Origin of the sequence: Pseudomonas sp. TWR1-1-3, from assembly GCF_049896805.1 — a bacterium.
Lineage (GTDB): Bacteria > Pseudomonadota > Gammaproteobacteria > Pseudomonadales > Pseudomonadaceae > Aquipseudomonas > Aquipseudomonas bubulae.
In genome coordinates, this window is record NZ_JAFCUZ010000001.1 from 1,533,045 (window position 1) to 1,549,349 (window position 16,305).

The 16,305-nt window shown below is 53.5% G+C and carries 14 protein-coding genes; all 14 read right to left on the reverse strand.

Annotated elements, in window-relative coordinates; all coding sequences use genetic code 11:
• Positions 1-3: 3 nt before the first annotated feature.
• A complete protein-coding gene (locus tag ACP7BE_RS07055; RefSeq protein WP_426105285.1) occupies positions 4-846 on the reverse strand; it encodes a PhzF family phenazine biosynthesis protein in 843 nt (280 codons plus the stop codon).
• A gap of 82 nt (positions 847-928) precedes the next feature.
• Positions 929-1,060, reverse strand: a complete 132-nt coding sequence (locus ACP7BE_RS07060; protein WP_016781520.1) for a putative transporter small subunit — start codon at positions 1,058-1,060, stop codon at positions 929-931.
• Positions 1,042-2,709 (reverse strand): sodium:solute symporter family protein, encoded by a 1,668-nt coding sequence (locus ACP7BE_RS07065; protein ID WP_095002072.1) that lies wholly within the window; start codon positions 2,707-2,709, stop codon positions 1,042-1,044. The genes ACP7BE_RS07060 and ACP7BE_RS07065 overlap by 19 nt, the downstream gene beginning before the upstream one ends.
• Positions 2,710-3,286: 577 nt before the next feature.
• A complete protein-coding gene (locus tag ACP7BE_RS07070; protein ID WP_095024375.1) occupies positions 3,287-3,613 on the reverse strand; it encodes a hypothetical protein in 327 nt (108 codons plus the stop codon).
• On the reverse strand, positions 3,610-4,554 hold the full coding sequence (locus ACP7BE_RS07075) for an RHS repeat domain-containing protein (RefSeq protein WP_426105288.1): 945 nt from the start codon (positions 4,552-4,554) through the stop codon (positions 3,610-3,612). Before ACP7BE_RS07075 ends, ACP7BE_RS07070 begins: the two co-directional genes overlap by 4 nt.
• A gap of 22 nt (positions 4,555-4,576) precedes the next feature.
• The gene (locus ACP7BE_RS07080) at positions 4,577-8,278 is read right to left on the reverse strand and encodes a hypothetical protein (protein WP_426105290.1); all 3,702 of its coding nucleotides are present in this window, start codon (positions 8,276-8,278) and stop codon (positions 4,577-4,579) included.
• 1,892 nt (positions 8,279-10,170) lie between these two features.
• On the reverse strand, positions 10,171-10,566 hold the full coding sequence (locus ACP7BE_RS07085; protein WP_095002074.1) for a hypothetical protein: 396 nt from the start codon (positions 10,564-10,566) through the stop codon (positions 10,171-10,173).
• Between the two features lie 130 nt (positions 10,567-10,696).
• Positions 10,697-11,899: a c-type cytochrome biogenesis protein CcmI gene (gene ccmI, locus ACP7BE_RS07090; RefSeq protein WP_095002075.1), complete on the reverse strand. Its 1,203-nt coding sequence runs from the start codon at positions 11,897-11,899 to the stop codon at positions 10,697-10,699.
• Positions 11,892-12,368: a cytochrome c-type biogenesis protein gene (locus ACP7BE_RS07095; protein ID WP_095002076.1), complete on the reverse strand. Its 477-nt coding sequence runs from the start codon at positions 12,366-12,368 to the stop codon at positions 11,892-11,894. Before ACP7BE_RS07095 ends, ccmI begins: the two co-directional genes overlap by 8 nt.
• A complete protein-coding gene (locus ACP7BE_RS07100) occupies positions 12,365-12,901 on the reverse strand; it encodes a DsbE family thiol:disulfide interchange protein (RefSeq protein ID WP_088377708.1) in 537 nt (178 codons plus the stop codon). Before ACP7BE_RS07100 ends, ACP7BE_RS07095 begins: the two co-directional genes overlap by 4 nt.
• A complete protein-coding gene (locus ACP7BE_RS07105; RefSeq protein ID WP_095021429.1) occupies positions 12,898-14,883 on the reverse strand; it encodes a heme lyase CcmF/NrfE family subunit in 1,986 nt (661 codons plus the stop codon). Before ACP7BE_RS07105 ends, ACP7BE_RS07100 begins: the two co-directional genes overlap by 4 nt.
• Entirely contained in the window at positions 14,883-15,344 is a 462-nt protein-coding gene (gene ccmE / locus ACP7BE_RS07110) for a cytochrome c maturation protein CcmE (RefSeq protein WP_016781527.1), read from the reverse strand. The genes ACP7BE_RS07105 and ccmE overlap by 1 nt, the downstream gene beginning before the upstream one ends.
• Entirely contained in the window at positions 15,341-15,517 is a 177-nt protein-coding gene (gene ccmD / locus ACP7BE_RS07115) for a heme exporter protein CcmD (protein WP_016781528.1), read from the reverse strand. Before ccmD ends, ccmE begins: the two co-directional genes overlap by 4 nt.
• Positions 15,514-16,272 carry a heme ABC transporter permease gene (locus ACP7BE_RS07120; RefSeq protein WP_176464856.1) on the reverse strand — a complete coding sequence of 253 codons (759 nt, stop codon included), beginning with the start codon at positions 16,270-16,272 and terminating at the stop codon, positions 15,514-15,516. Before ACP7BE_RS07120 ends, ccmD begins: the two co-directional genes overlap by 4 nt.
• Positions 16,273-16,305 lie beyond the last annotated feature (33 nt).

The following is a 16,305-nucleotide window of genomic DNA, read 5'->3' on the forward strand; positions in this document are numbered from 1 at the left end:
GGCTCAGAGCGTCAATTGCCCGCTAATACAGGTCACCGCCGGGCCGCCCACCCAGATATCCTCGCCGATCTGCTCGATCGACACCCGCCCTGCCCGCCCCATTGCCGTACCCTGGCTGGCCACATAATGCGCCGGGGCAAGGCCTGCGCCGATCAGCCACTGCGCCAGCCCGGCATTCAGGCTACCGGTCACCGGATCTTCGGGCATGCCCTCGCCGGCACAGAATGCGCGCACTTCAAACTGCGCCTCGTCGCCATCGAGTTCAGGCTGCCAAGGGGCAACCACACCGATCGACAGTCCGAGCAACTGCGAGTAATCGGGCTCTAAAGCCAGCACCTGCTCACGGTCACGCAACATCAACGCCACCCAGCCCGGGCCATTATCGACCCAACGCGCCTGCACCACCGCCTGCGCCTCGATGCCCAGGCCACGGCAGATACGCTGCAGCAAATCCCCCTCAACAGCACCCGTACGCAACAGGGGCGGTGCAGTAAAAGCCAGTTGCCCGGCCTGGCGACGAAGACGGATCAACCCCGCGGCGCACTCCTGCACGATCTCTTGACCACGGGGCACGCCGCCGGCTTCCAGCCAGGCGTGGCAACTGCCCAGCGTAGGGTGGCCAGCAAAAGGCAGCTCGTTGAGAGTGGTAAAAATTCGCAGGCGGTAATCGGCATCAGGGTTTTGCGGTTTGAGCACAAAAGTGGTTTCACGCAGATTGGTCCAGCGCGCAAAGTCGGCCATTTGCGTGTCACTCAGGCTGTCGGCATTCAACACCACGGCCACCGGGTTGCCCTTGAGGGCAACGCTGCTGAAAACGTCAACTTGCTTGAATTCGAATGGGCGCATGACCGGCTCCTGATAGTGATCAGCAAGCACCCTACACAATTTGCGTAGCCGCTGGCGAGGCAGCGGCTACCCCATCAAACATTCAGACCAGATCCGTACCCTCACGCTTGGCCTTGCGCATATCGCGCCACAGGCTGACGCACAGGGTCAACATTACGGCCCCGGCAATGGCCGGCCAGATCAGGACATACAGGGTCAAAGCGAAACTGGACATGGGGTGGCTCCTTTTTCAGTGGCAGGTTCGACGGTGTGGTGGAAGGCCACAACACGTTCGTTGATACAGTCAAAATCAAAGGTTTCATTGGCCAGCAAGCTCACCAGCACACACACCACGGTGCTGACACCGTAAGCGGTCAATGAACTGAGCAACACCGGGTAATCGCGGAGAAAACCGAACGCGAATGGCGCCAGTACCAAGAACGCCAATCCGCCCATCACAAAGCCCACGCGCTTGCCAAAAAAGCCGAACGCCATCAGGCCAATCACCACCCCGCCGCCGATCGAGGCACAGAGTTCGAAGAACAGCGCCACCGCACCTTGCATCTGCAACAATTCGAAGCGGGCGACCAAAAACATCACAAACCCGGCAATCGCTGCACTGGTAAAGGCCGCGTTGGTAATCCGCTGCCAATACAGGCTGGCAATAACAGGAAAGACAATCGCGCCCCATAGCGCGCCGACAAAAATCAGCATGGTCAGGATATCGAGTTTCATGCTGGCAAAAATCATCGCCAGCATGGTTGCCAGCACCATGGTCAGGCGCCCGACAAACAACATGGTTTTTGGATTGGGTTTGCCCTTGGCTATGTTCTTGCCATACACGTCAGTCATCACCAGCGCCGACAAGGCGGACAGGTCGGAATCCGCCGTGGACGACAGCGAACCGATCACCATGATGAAAAACAGCCCCACCGCAAACGGCGGCAAGTAGGTCGAGGCCATTTGCGGGATCAGGTTATTGAGGTCGCCATCCTGCGGCTCGATACCTGCCAGCAGGGCCAGAAACCCCAGCATGCCCAGCCCGATCACAATCGAGGCATAACCGATGGTGGCGGTGACGAATGTCGACTTCATCAAGTCTTCACGCACGGCAAACAGCCGCTGGGCGATGGTCTGGTTACCAATGGCGTAGGCCAGCACGGCCACGAAGTAAGGTGCGCCCTGCTCCAGAATCGCGGTTTTCGAATAGAAGCTGGCTTGCTCGGGGGTGATCCTCGGCATGCCCTGGGCGAAGATTTCAGGGCCGCCCAACTGGAAGAAAATAATCGGAATAATCACCACCGCAGCGAAGATCATGGCGAATAGCTGGCCGAAATCAGTAAGCACCGATGAGCGAAACCCTGACCAGATGGTGTAAGTCAGAATCCCGACACCGGCGATAAGCACACCATGGGTAAAGCTCAGCGGCGAAAGCACCGCGACCAGTGCCCCGGCGGCGGTGAAATTGACCATCAGGCTGATCAGACTGCCGACGATATTGGAGCCCGCCAGAATCATCTGGCTGGAACGCCCGTGCCGTGCGTGCATGATCTCCGCCAGGGTGTGGGCCTTGGGCGCCAGTTGCCGGAAACGCCGGCCAAAGGGGTAGATAAACAGAATCATCAGCGCGCCCCAGAAGCCATAGTGCAACGCCCCCGAGAGACCAAACTTGTAGCCCGCACTGGCGGCGGCGTAAAAGGAAGCGGCCCAGATCCAGGTGGCCGTCATGCTGGCGGCCGACATGCCAAAGCCGATGGAGTTATTGGAGACCATATAGCCGTCGACGTTTTCGTCCTTGCGCCCCACGCGCAACGACACCAAAAAGGTCAGGCCATAAAAACAGAACAGAAGCAGCAACACGGTGAGGGTGGAAAGTTGGAACATTCCTTTCTCCTTTCTTATGCGCACACAGTCGTTACAGACGCAACGAAAGGCCGAAATCGGCAGGTGCAACAACCCGGGTTTCCTGACAGGCAGGCGATAGCGGACAGCGGTCCGTGGGTTGTCAAAGTGATGGCTGGCAAGTGACGGAACGCAAGAGGCGTCCCAGGTCAAAAGGCAAAGCGTGCGCTAGCACGTTGAGCCGGTGCTTGCAGCAATGGCCGGCAAGGTGCCGGGAGATAAGTCCGGTATCAGATGCACAAAGCCCTGACACGAACGGATCAGAAGTATACAGATTCTGGGGGGATTTTGCTGGAAGTGGTAGCTAATAAAAAATTATTTAAATACGAAAAATCGAGGAAGCCCAAGACTTGCTGCAAGGTTCGCTAATTGGGCCATGAAAAGGATTTTGGGATAAGTCGAAGGCGGTTGTTAACTCGCCTTCCGCTCTCCCCGTCTTATATCCACCACATACTATTTGAAGCAATGCCAGATTGAAAATCTGCTAACCAGAAAGGTTGATATTGGCCCAATCGGCTGCTGGCGGGTTAAATATAACTATTACTAGCATCATAGCCTGTCACAAACCAGCCAGATGCCTTTTAAAAACACCCTCATACCAAAATGCTTTTTCGTCATTTAACCATTCGTCAAATTCAGGAAGTCGAATATCCATGATTTGGGACATCTCAACTCCATAGCGGTAAAACAAAGCTAAAAGCTCTATAAGACTTGACTCGTCTACCCGAGACTTATCAACTTGAATATAAAGTATGCGGCCTCGTCCGAAATATTCAGTAACGCATTCAATTTTATCAAGCCAGCCAAAAAAGGCTGCCTCATCTAATTTTGAATAGTATTTTACCGCTGTGGCTTGCAGCTCAAATTTATTAGCGTCGGAATTCACTTGATTTTTTCCTCTGGATAGATGTTTTCATAGCCTCCTCCACGAGCGTCTTGCACGTCCCAATGAGCTCCACCATGTGCCGTTTCACCCAAACCTGTTGGAACCCAAGTCCTTCCTTTAGAATCTTTCCAACCACTGCTTCGACCGTCACGGGTTTTCCCCCACTCCTCGCCAGTTTTTGGATCTTTGAAACCCTCTGCAGCTCCGGGTTTGCCTGGGGCTTTAGCACCGTATTTATCATAGGCATCAGTAGGTGGTTTAGCAAACATTGGTTGGGTGAGCAGACCAAACACAAAGCTTGTTGCAGAGGCTGCACCTATAGAACTGTAGCTAATAGAGTTTCCTTCAACGCGCGGCAGACTCATAGCCGTAACAGTAGAACTTGGTAGTTCAATCGCCGCATTAGCATTCCACTGAGCACCAGGATCACCTGAAACGGCGGCATTCGGGTTATCTACACTGGAAGAAATTGCACTTCCAGTTATGACACCTATCACAGCGGCTATCGAGTTTGAGGCAATAGCAATAAGAGGCTGATTGCCATCAGGATCCACATATTTATAAGGATTGTTATTTGCGAAGGCATAACGATTGAAGCTGTGTACATTATCAGTAGTAAAGCCCAGAGGATCCACCCCAATAAATCTGCCAAGGTGGAGATCATAATACCTCTCCCCCATGTAAGATAGACCAGTGACGATATCGAACTCTTTCCCTTGAAAACCTAAAGCGTCATTACTGCCGTTTGAAGCCTCATTCAACCTCTCTCCATATGGCTTGTAGTTTTCTTTCCAAAGCAAAGTACCAGCCGAATCTGTAGCCGCAACTGGCGAACCTGAAAGATCGTTATGATAGTATGTGACACTCCCCGCAAATGACAAATTTGAAGCTGCAACAAACATCGCAACAACGAATGCAAATTGAAACTTAATTCTAAGCATTTATTTGCGCCTTTCTGGCAATTCACGGACTTACTTTTTGCGCTATACGATAATTTCCCAGATAAATAAATTCAGTTAATTTGTCTCCACTCAAGTTTATTATTGGCTTATCAACCCCATCATACATCTCATAGGTTTTAACACCCGAACGCGACACCGATGAGCGACGCCCCAACCCATCGTAACTATATTCAATTTTTTTTGATGGATCATCACAATTGACACAGATGAGATTAGATGCCCAATCAAATATATATGAGAACTCTTGACTATCCACCACATTCCCATATGCATCATATTTATAATTAGAAGCACGCATACCGGTAGTACTGACTAACTTATTGCTACTATCGTATGAATAATAAAGAGTCGATTGACCAAACACTTGACTGACAATATTTCCGACTCCGTCGTAACAGATTTTTCCTGAGCCCCAATACGCATCTGCACCAACCAATCTGCCAAGCTTGTCGTAGCTAAGGTTTCGATCGAAACGGCCATCTATAGCATCTTCAATCTTCAGGAGGTTCCCTACGCTGTCATATGTATAAGCCGTACTGAAATAGGCTTCTGAATTTGCTGATTTTTGAGTTTTAAAACTGGACATCCACAGACGACTATTCTGTCCATAACTGCTTGTCACTCCATTGGCATATCGAATACTCTTCAACTGTCCAGACGACCAGTATTGAACATCATTTACGAATCCTGCAATGCTAGTTGTCCGCCCGAGGACATCTACAGTGTAACTCTGAACTCGCCCAGAGACTGGATATGTTACCTCAGTTATATTTCCGTTCTCGTCATAGCCATATTGCACCCGAAATGACTTTCTATCTAAAGTCAATGTATCGGTCAAAAGACGCCCTACAGCATCGTACGACATTACTCGACGTCCACCAGGCGATATGGAGGAGACAAGTCTATTTTGTTTATTATAGGCCATCATAATGGGACCAACTGCCTCAGGATACGATATAGAAATCAATCTTCCTTGCCCGTTATATGCATAGTTAGTCACACCCGAAGCACCGACTTTCCTTGTAGTCATTCGCCCAGCCAAATCACGCCCATAAGTAGTCAGCCCGACTTCAGGATTATAAGTTGATGCTAAATACCCATTGGAGTTATAGCTATAACTTCTGGTGATACCGCCTTGTGAAACTGATACCACCTGATCTCGACCATCCCGTGCAATCGATATATTAGCAGCGCTCTCTGGCAAAGATATTCCAATAAGGTGTATTTCCCTCGGATCACCGTACCCCCGATATTTATAACCAGTCGCATTACCTAGTTCATCAGTGACTATACGAGTGCCAGCACCGTAGACAGTACTTTTTGACGTTTTATCTGCATGAGTAAGACGAACTACTCTTCCTAGCGCGTCGTATTGATATTTTGTTCCAGTGCTCGCATCAGGGTCTGATTCAAAAGTGAGCCGTCCATAACCATCATATTGCCGAGTTATAGTAATACCTCCTTTTGTCTCGCTCATGACCCGACCAAAACCGTCGAGCAAGCTAGTGACAACCAAAGGACCTCGCCTCTGAACCATGCTGCTTGGCGTGTATGATGTATATGTCGCGGCACCGACAGGAGGTATAACAGAAGTTACCCTACTGATAGCATCATAAGTAAATCTGGTAGTAAAACCTTCGCCATCAGTTTCGGATATTATATTCCCGACATCATCTACGATTCGTGAAACACTTATTGAATCAGGTTGCACTTCATTCTTAGGAGTACCAAGCTTGTAGTTTGTATATGTATAGATAGCATTTTCAGGAAGTGTCTCACTTGATACATTTCCAAGAGAATCATACGTATAGCTAAGTGACACGCCGTCTCGCGTAATTTTAGAAATTTGCCCATTATAGTCATAACTAGCAGTGATAGATGTAGATCCATCAGTCTTGGTCATTAGCTTACCGACCACCCATCTTGAGGTGTCGTTGTACCAAGTTAGATCAGTTGTACGCGCACCGCCATTCGGGCCTGACTCAGTAATTTTCGCTGGATTCCCATAAGCATCATGTTTTGAGAAAGTAGTAATATAATTAGCACCAGTTCTAGTTCTCTTAAGTTGACTGAGATCAGCAGCCCATGTATATGTGTCGTGAGATGAACCGTATTCCCACATGCCGATTGCTTGCATGGAGAGTAATCTCTGAGCCCAGCTATATTCGTCAGTATCACCATTTGGATAGGTAACTTTTTTAGGGCGCCCCATCAGCCAATACCCATTTGTTGGTATTGGACTATAGGAGGCTGTCATTAGGTAACCGGGGCCATAATATTCATAGCGAGTGACTCCATCAGGCCCACTAACATCAGTAGTGTCATAGCTCCCGGTTCCTCCATACCCGCCACGGCCATATTGATATGACCATGTTTGGCCAGTTGATAGTGTCTTACTGGCAATGCGCTCTGTGCGTGATTCTCCTGAAGGGGCAGCATTGCGGTAACGCCACAAATTACTATAGGTATATGTATATGAAGTCACCCCCCCACTAGGCCTCTGAATCCCGATCAACTTCCGAGCGGATAGAGTAGCATTATCCAAAGGAGTAGTGACCATAGCTGCACCATTGAAAGGATATTCTTGAAACAACCCAGAACCATAGGTATACCTCCAAGAGTCACCTACCGCATTAATAACCCGACTTAATAATATAGAATTTCGGGCATCTCCCGCCTTATATACATATGTGACAGTACGCCCAACACCATCAACCACAGACTTGAGCCTGTTTGTATCTGCATAATAGTTAAAGTTTAAAACTCTATTATCACTACTTTTGACAGACAACAAAACAGTACTCATTAATTCACCTATTCTGTCTCCCACCCCACCATAACCATTAGGCAGGTTAGAGTTACCAGGGATAGCGAAATATGGAGTAGGCATACCAATTTCTTTGTATGTATATGATATCCAGTTTCCATATGCATCCGTAGCTTTCTTAGCTTGAAAATACATATGAGATGTCGCAGGAGGTCTTTTCGCCATTGGGGCGTGCGGCCCCATTACCACGAATGGAACTACAAAAAAATAGCTTACTCTTCGATCACGAACAAAATCCCCCATGTCATAAGCGATGCCGGACGGGGAATACAGCATGAGGTTTTGTGCGTCACAGCGAAGTTTCCAGTTATCTTGGGTCCTTGCTTCGTAGGGAGCAGACCAAAAAAAAGAAGCTGTTGAACCATCACTCTGTTCCAGCATAAATTCGGAGTATTTAGTTAATGACCAGGGTAGGCCTTTGCCTGCACATAAGTTAGTCAGCGCATTTTCCGGATATCTACCACTCCCTCCAGACCTATTAACATTAGGCCCTGGCTGCAAAGGCAAATATATCTTGGGTGCTACCGCAATTTTCCAGCCAGGCCCAAGTGCCGCCCACTCATAGCTCCGCTTGAAAGTAGCACGCAACCCTGCAGACAAATTAAATAAGTCGTATGTTCGACGAACCGTTATATCTAGCCCTTTAGGCCCAGGAATTGAAAGGTCCACCTGATGAACTTTCAAATTCCCTGTATGTGGATCGATTGAATCCTCATCTAGCGCACTCTTGTTGTCAAAATGTCTCGGCAGGTTATCAATAGGTGTAGAGTATTCTAGCCCTGAACGCGCGTGGGCCGTCAAATTAAACCCTGCCGCCACTATTACGATAATGGTCGCAAACCAAAAGCCTCTAACTTTTACGGACTTATTTTTCATGGCATTACACACCCCATATCATCTATATTACTAGCACTGAAGGATCAAACACTAATAATAATTTTTCTTTACAAGTTATTATGCTTCACGCGCCCAGGCTAACCACCAAACATTACACGCAACATACAATCTCCTGCCTCTCGACACTTAGCATTAACTTTCCCTACGCTGCGCTGGCATGTGCTGATTCAAGCTGGAACTTTCGAACAAGGCGACAAAATAGACAAACTCCAAACCCAGGCAGATCTTGGCTCATCCACTATCAAATTAGTTAAGCCAAAAGTCTCACCGACGTTGATCGCCTACAACAAACCCGCCCTCCCCGCGCAAAAAACTACCCGAAGAGCATTAAATTAACAACAAAATGCAGGGAATTTCACATCACTCATAACTTCTTACTAATACACAGAAAGCAACTTCGCTTTTTCATTAGCACTATGACCCACACAGACCGCGCGAAGTAAAACTATAGAATAACTTAATAGACAACATCATCCTACCCACATCAACCAAGACAACCTTAACCACCACAACCGCTCTATCAACATTCAAAATAACACTTCACCAGCCACCTACTAATTCCAAATCTAGTAGAAACCAAACATACACACAAATAAAAAACATGATTTTCAGATAACACCTACACACAGCGTAATACGCCTCCTATTTCAGGAAAGAAATATCTCAAATAAACCAATAAAGTTCCGCAGCAGCTACCAGGGCACACACCCTTTACATTTTATTACCAGAACCGGCCACAGTTATGCCTCCCAACTTTTTATAGCGTGGCTTATGAATACGGCGCTTCTCTCCAAACCGTAAACACAGACAAAATCGGAACCCCAAAGGTCGCCGCCTTATGCCACTAGGACTGCCAACTCAACCCCAGCGGTACGCCGCTGACAACGGTAGATTTCTACGGGGCGTAGGGCTTACTGCGCAGTTCCAGCCCTTACCCCAGTGGTAGTAGGCTCGTTGACGGTAGAATTTGTTGGCTTCTCATGCACCACCTGCGCACGGATGAAAGTGAGCAGGTCTTTGCCACCGGTGCAAACAAAGCCATCGGAGATGCGGTGTCCGCAGCGTGATCAGCGCTTTAGGTCACCCGGCTGACAAGCCACTCAAACGGCCCCATCGGCCAAGAAGCGCCAGTGCGGCCGATAGCCAATAAAAACGGCTATTACCATATATCCGGAGAAGAATTAGAAAGTAACTGCTCGCCAGTGGATAAATGGTGAGCCTGACAAAGGTGACCACCTGGGAACAAGTTGCACCGAGCGCTACGACGCCTCCATACCCTGCAATGCAACAAACAATCCACCCAGAAACCAATTGATATAGTGCTACCCCGAAGGGGGGGTGTCGGTCCAACCACTCGAAACCGTTGGCGCGCACGACATACATGCCCGCCAGAAAAGGCAGCAACTTGTAGGTAAGCCCTGCCAAAAAGCGCCATAACTCCTCTGCCTGCAGTAAAAACCAGCATGTCAACCGATGCCACAAACTATGTGCCAAGCACCAGCTTGAGCTGATTGAGCGACACCAGATACAGCGCCATCATCTAAAGACTGATCGTCACATAGCCTACGATGATAAGGCTCGGCCAGACCAGTTTGTGCAGCGCCCCAGAACATACAGCGCAACGGCCCGGCGCAAATACCGTGGAAAAAAAATAACGCTCATTGAGCTGTTGCAAGTATCGAGGAGACAGCCGCAAACCGGTACCGAAGAGAAACAAAAACAGGGTAAAGAACTTGCTGGCGAATAACAGGGGCTATGCACGGACAAACGGGCTTTCAACGCCACAGGTCGATTCGGCGCCAGAGGTGGCTGGCGAGTAGTACGCGGTATTGATATAGAAAAAACGGCGACCCGAAGGTCGCCGCTTGGCTTTACTTGAACTGCCGACTCAACCCCGGCGGTACGCCGCTGATATCGGTCTCTTCCCACGGCCCGTTGGGGCTCACCGCGCGGCTCCAGCCGTTGTCCCAGCGGTAGTAGGCGCGCTGGCGGTAGAAGATATTGGTCTGGTTATCCAGCACATACACGCCCAGGCGCGCATCCCAGTGGCTAGGCCCGCCCGGCGGCGGCGCAAAGGTCGCCGAGGTGCGCGGCAACGGTTTTGGCGCCTTGGGAATCGGCATGTCCGGCAGGGGCTTGCCCGAGGGCTGGGGTGTCGGCTGCGGCATCGGCGTTGTTGGCGCAGGCGGTTCGTAAGGCTGTTGAACCGCACAGGCGCTCAGGCCTAGAGCTAGCGCGAGCAAGGTAATACGGGCGAATACGGCCATGGCGGCTTCTCTTGTAAGTCAGCTAAGACCCCCTGTGGCAGCGGACTTGCTCGCGATTCAATCAATGCGGATTCACTGGAGGACCGCGTCGTCTGCATCGCGAGCAAGCCCGCTGCCACATTCGGGGCATTTATTTATCCGGGCTGTCGATGGTCAGCTGTTGCAGCTCCCGAGTGCTGCTGGACAGCGGCTGGCTGCGCCCTACCCACTCGCCTGCTGTTGGCTGGCCAGCACGGGAGATGCGTGCCATTAATTGGACTTCAGGAAAGTTGGACAGTTTCAATTGCGGCATCATTGCGTCGACATCGCCCAGCTCAACCGTGATCGGCAGGTCCGCCACAGTCACGCGCTTGACCGCCAGCGGTGCCGGCGGGCCGGAGACCGCACGGGCAAAGATAAACACGCTGTCACCCGGCAAGGCACTGGCCTTGACCGCATCGGCCAGATCTACGTTGACCTTGATCGAGGCCATCGCCTTGGCCACAGGTGCAGTTTCAACCTTGCCGCCGCGGGCCTGCAGTTGCTCACGGGCCTTGGCAATACCGCCTTCCAGCGCCGCGCGGGAGGCGTCGCCTTCGGGCAGTTCGGTCATCAACCGTTGCCAGTAGCCAATGGCCTGTTCGAAGCGCTGGTCCTCGAAGGCGGCGATGCCCAGCAGGCCCAGGCTGGTGACTTCCTTCGGGTCGGCCTTCAAGGCTTCATCGGTCAGCGCCTGGATTTTGTCGCTCCACTTTTTATCGTCGGCAAAGTACTGCGCCTGTGCCCACTGGCCCAGCAACTCGGGCTGACGACCGGCCAGGTTGGCCGCGCGTTCGAACACCCTGGCCGCATCCGCAGGACGGTTTTGTGCCATATAGGCACGGCCCAGGAAGTACAGGCCTTCGGCCGAGTCAGGTTGCGCAGCCGCGGCACGCTCAAGGCGCGCGACCATTTCTTCAAGGGATTGCGGCGGCTGGGAGAACTCGCGGGTCAATTCGACCTTGTCGCTGGAACCAAAATGCAGGTACAGGCTCAAGCCCAGCACCGGCACCAGCACTGCGGCCAACAACGGAATGGCCTTGCCCAGACTGGACACCCGCCCCGGCGCCACACCTTCGGTGTCCGCGAGCAATTCGCGGGCCGCTTCGGCGCGGCCGGTTTCGAACTGTTCAGCGGTCAACACGCCCTCTTCGCGCTGGGCTTGCAACTCGGCCACCCGCTCTTGATACAAGGCAACGTTCAAAGCGGTACGGTCTTCTTCGCGCTGGGCACGGCGCCCGCGCAATACCGGGATCAATAAAAAGCTGAGGGCTATCAGTAGCAGCAAGCCTGCTGCGAGCCAGAAATCAATCATCTTTGGTTTTATCCAGCAAAGTGTCGAGGCGCTTGCGCTCCTCGGCAGAAAGTGTGTCCGAACCTTCGGTCTGCTCTGTACGTCGACGGCGCCCGACGATGACGCCAATCACCACCAGACCGCCCACCAGCAGGGCCAGCGGGCCAAACCAGAGCACTGCGGTCTTGCGGGTCAGGGCCGGTTTATAGAGCACGAAATCGCCGTAGCGGGCGACCATGAAATCGAGGATCTGCTGGTTGTCCTTGCCTTCGCCGAGCATGCGATAGATCTCGCGGCGCAGGTCGGTGGCAATAGGGGCGTTGGAGTCGGCGATGTCCTGGTTCTGACACTTGGGGCAGCGTAATTCCTTGGTCAGCTCACGAAAACGGTCGCGCTCGGCGTCGTTGGCAAACTCGTAGGTATCGATGGCGGCATGGGCAACCCCGGTCAGGGTCAAACCGAAAACCACGGCGGCTAGCCAGCGCTTCATGGTTTGGCCTCGTCAACCAGTGCCTGATATTTACCCGCAAGCTGCTCGCGCCACACGGTCTCGTCGATCACGCCGACAAACTTGTGGCGGATGATGCCCTTGCTGTCGATCAGGAATGTCTCAGGAGCGCCGTACACGCCCAGATTCAGGCCCAGGGAGCCGTCTGCGTCGTTGATGTCCAGCTGATAAGGGTTGTGGAAATCCTTAAGCCACTTCTTCGCATCTTCGTTGACGTCTTTGTAGTTCACGCCGTAGATCAGTACACCCTGATCGGCCAGTTTGGTCAGCACCGGGTGCTCGACCCGGCATGAAATGCACCAGGTAGCCCACACGTTGACCAGCGCAGGCTTGCCCTTGAGGTCAGCTTCGGTGAGGGTTTTGTCCCCCTCCACCGAAGGCAGGCTGAAGGCCGGGAACGGCTTGTCGATCATCGCCGACGGCAGCTCGGTCGGGTCCAGATACAAGCCCCGGTAGAGAAACCACGCCATACCGAGAAAAACGGCCAGCGGGACCAGCATCAACCAACGTCTCATGCCGTGGCTCCTGTCATGCCCAATGCTTCACGCACGCGGCTTTTCACCTTGACCCGGTAGCGACGATCCATCGCTGCCAGCAATCCACCAAAGCCTGTGAGCAGACCGCCAAACCAGATCCAGCGCACAAACGGTTTGACATGCACCCGCACAGCCCAGGCGCCGTTGTCCAGGGGCTCACCCAGAGCAACATAGAGGTCACGGGTGAAACCGGCGTCGATCCCGGCTTCGGTCATCATCGAGTTCTGCACCGTGTAGAGGCGTTTTTCCGGGTGCAGTACGCTGACTTCCTTGCCATTGCGGATGACACGCACGGTGCCTTTGTCAGACGTAAAGTTCGGACCCTGGAAGTGCTTGGCGCCTTCAAAAATAAAGTGATAACCGCCAAGCTCCATCGACTCGCCCGGTGCCAGGCGCAAGTCGCGCTCGGCACTGTGCTGGCTCGACAACACCACCCCCAGCGCACACACGGCGATACCCAGGTGGGCAATCTGCATGCCCCAGTAGCTGCGGGTCAGGCTGCGCACGCCTTTGATCAGGCCCTTGTGACGGGTTTTGTCACCGATGTCACGCACCCCGGCCAGCAGCACCCAGGCCGCCAGCATAAAGGTGGTCAGCACCGCCCAGTTGAAGTCGCCATAGGCCACTCCGGCAATTGCCGACAGCGCGGCGCTGCCCAGCAGTACGGGGGTGAGCATGCCCAACAACCATTTGACCGGAGTGTCTTTCCAGCGCACCAGCACACCGACTGCCATCACCACCATCAGCAAAGCCATGAGCGGGATAAACAGGGCGTTGAAGTACGGCGGGCCCACCGACATCTTGGCGCCACTGATGGCATCCAGAATCAGTGGGTACAGGGTGCCGAGCAGAATCATCGACGCGGCCACCACCAGGATCAGGTTGTTGCCCAACAGCAGGGTCTCACGGGACCACAGCTTGAAACTGACATGGCTTTTCACCACTGGCGCACGCAGGGCAAACAGGGTCAGCGAACCGCCGACCACAAACAGCAGGAAGATCAGGATGAATACGCCGCGCTCTGGGTCGGAAGCGAACGCATGCACCGAGGTCAACACGCCGGAACGCACCAGGAACGTACCCAGCAGGCTCAGGGAAAACGCAGCTATCGCCAGCAGTACTGTCCAGCTCTTGAACACACCACGCTTTTCGGTCACGGCCAGCGAGTGAATCAGCGCCGTACCCACCAACCATGGCATGAACGAAGCATTTTCTACCGGATCCCAGAACCACCAGCCGCCCCAGCCAAGCTCGTAATAAGCCCACCATGAACCCAGGGTGATGCCGATGCCGAGAAAGGCCCATGCCACGATGGTCCATGGTCGCGACCAGCGCGCCCAGGCAGCGTCCAGCCGACCGCCGAGCAAGGCAGCAATGGCAAAGGCAAAAGCCACGGAGAAACCGACATAGCCCATGTACAGCATTGGCGGGTGAACAATCAGGCCAATGTCCTGCAGCAGCGGGTTAAGGTCGTTGCCATCCGAAGGAATCTGCGGCAGCAAGCGCACGAAAGGATCTGAGGTCAGGATCAAAAACAGCAGGAAGCCGACACTGATCATGCCCATGATTGCCAGCACCCGCGCCAGCATCACTTGTGGCAGCTGCCGCGAAAAGATCGACACGGCAAAGGTCCAGCCACCGAGGATCATCGCCCACAACAGCAGCGAGCCTTCGTGGGCACCCCACACCGCGCTGAACTTGAAGTACCAGGGCAACGCACTGTTCGAGTTGCTGGCTACGTACGCCACCGAGAAGTCATCGGCCATAAAGGCATAGGTCAGGCAGGCAAAGGAGAACAACAAAAAGGCAAACTGCCCCCAGGCGGCGGGTTGCGCCAGGCTCATCCACAATTTGTCGCCGCGCCAGGCGCCCAGCAGCGGCACGATGGCCTGCACGATGGCAAAGCACAGGGCCAGAATCATGGCCAGATGGCCCAATTCGGGAATATAGAGTCCAGACATCAGTACTTACCCTCACTTGCAGGCACAGGCGCGGATTGGCCACTTTCGTTCAGCGCCTTGGTCACTTCGGGCGGCATGTATTTTTCGTCGTGTTTGGCCAGCACTTCATCAGCCACCACCACACCCTGGGCATTGAGCTTGCCCAGCGCGACGATGCCCTGCCCTTCACGGAACAGGTCCGGGAGGATACCGCGATACTGGATGGTCACCGACTTGTTGAAATCGGTGACCACAAACTGCACGTCCAGCGAGTCACCCGAACGCTTGAGCGAACCGTCCTCGACCATGCCACCGGCACGGATCCGGGTATCCAATGGCGCTTCGCCATTGGCGATCTGGGTCGGGGTGTAAAACAGGTTGATGTTCTGCTGCAAGGCGCTCAGGGCCAGGGCCACGGCAGCGCCGACCCCTACCAGAATCGCCAGGATGATGATCAAGCGTTTTTTGCGCAGCGGATTCACTTCGAATTCTCCCGACGCAAACGACGCGCCTCTTGTTGCAGATAACGCCGGCGCGCCATGATTGGCAGTGCCACGTTCAACCCCAGCACCGCCAGGCAAATGCCATAGGCCGACCAGACATATACCCCGTGATGGCCCATGGCGAGAAAGTCGCCAAAAGAAGCAAAACTCATCGCGCACCCTCCAGAGCTTTCAACACCTCAGCCTTGACCCAGCTGCTGCGGGCCTCGCGCTTGAGCACCTCAAGACGCATGCGCAACAGCAGCACCGCGCCAAAGAAGCAATAAAAGCCCAGCACCGTGAGCAACAGCGGCATCCACATTTCCATGGGCATGGCCGGTTTTTCGGTCAGGGTGAAGGTCGCGCCCTGGTGCAGGGTGTTCCACCACTCCACCGAGTACTTGATGATCGGAATATTGATCACGCCCACAATCGCCAGCACCGCGCAGGCCTTGGCCGCACTGTCGCGATTGGTGATGGCGTTGCCCAGGGCAATCAGGCCGAAATATAGAAACAGCAGAATCAGCATCGAGGTCAGACGCGCATCCCAGACCCACCACGAGCCCCAGGTCGGCTTGCCCCACACCGCACCGGTGACCAGCGCCACGGCTGTCATCCAGGCGCCAATGGGTGCGGCGGATTGCAGGGCCACGTCGGCGATTTTCATCTTCCACACCAGCCCTACCACACCGCACACCGCCAGCATCACGTAGCAGGATTGCGCCAGCATGGCCGCAGGAACATGGATATAGATGATGCGGAAGCTGTTGCCCTGCTGGTAGTCCGGCGGTGCAAAGGCCAGGCCCCAGACCACCCCGCAGGTGATCAGCAACACGGCGGCAATGCTTAACCACGGCAACAGCCGCCCACTGATGGCATAGAACCATTTGGGCGAGCCGAGTTTGTGAAACCAAGTCCAGTTCATCACGCTGCTTCCATCACGGTGCCGGTCACGACAGGT

Coding starts and splice junctions, on each gene's coding strand:
- ACP7BE_RS07055 (WP_426105285.1), bottom strand. CDS start 846: ATGCGCCCATTCGAATTCAAGCAAGTTGACGTTTTCAGCAGCGTTGCC.
- ACP7BE_RS07060 (WP_016781520.1), bottom strand. CDS start 1,060: ATGTCCAGTTTCGCTTTGACCCTGTATGTCCTGATCTGGCCGGCCATT.
- ACP7BE_RS07065 (WP_095002072.1), bottom strand. CDS start 2,709: ATGTTCCAACTTTCCACCCTCACCGTGTTGCTGCTTCTGTTCTGTTTT.
- ACP7BE_RS07075 (WP_426105288.1), bottom strand. CDS start 4,554: ATGCTTAGAATTAAGTTTCAATTTGCATTCGTTGTTGCGATGTTTGTT.
- ACP7BE_RS07080 (WP_426105290.1), bottom strand. CDS start 8,278: ATGAAAAATAAGTCCGTAAAAGTTAGAGGCTTTTGGTTTGCGACCATT.
- ACP7BE_RS07085 (WP_095002074.1), bottom strand. CDS start 10,566: ATGGCCGTATTCGCCCGTATTACCTTGCTCGCGCTAGCTCTAGGCCTG.
- ccmI (WP_095002075.1), bottom strand. CDS start 11,899: ATGATTGATTTCTGGCTCGCAGCAGGCTTGCTGCTACTGATAGCCCTC.
- ACP7BE_RS07095 (WP_095002076.1), bottom strand. CDS start 12,368: ATGAAGCGCTGGCTAGCCGCCGTGGTTTTCGGTTTGACCCTGACCGGG.
- ACP7BE_RS07100 (WP_088377708.1), bottom strand. CDS start 12,901: ATGAGACGTTGGTTGATGCTGGTCCCGCTGGCCGTTTTTCTCGGTATG.
- ACP7BE_RS07105 (WP_095021429.1), bottom strand. CDS start 14,883: ATGTCTGGACTCTATATTCCCGAATTGGGCCATCTGGCCATGATTCTG.
- ccmD (WP_016781528.1), bottom strand. CDS start 15,517: ATGAGTTTTGCTTCTTTTGGCGACTTTCTCGCCATGGGCCATCACGGG.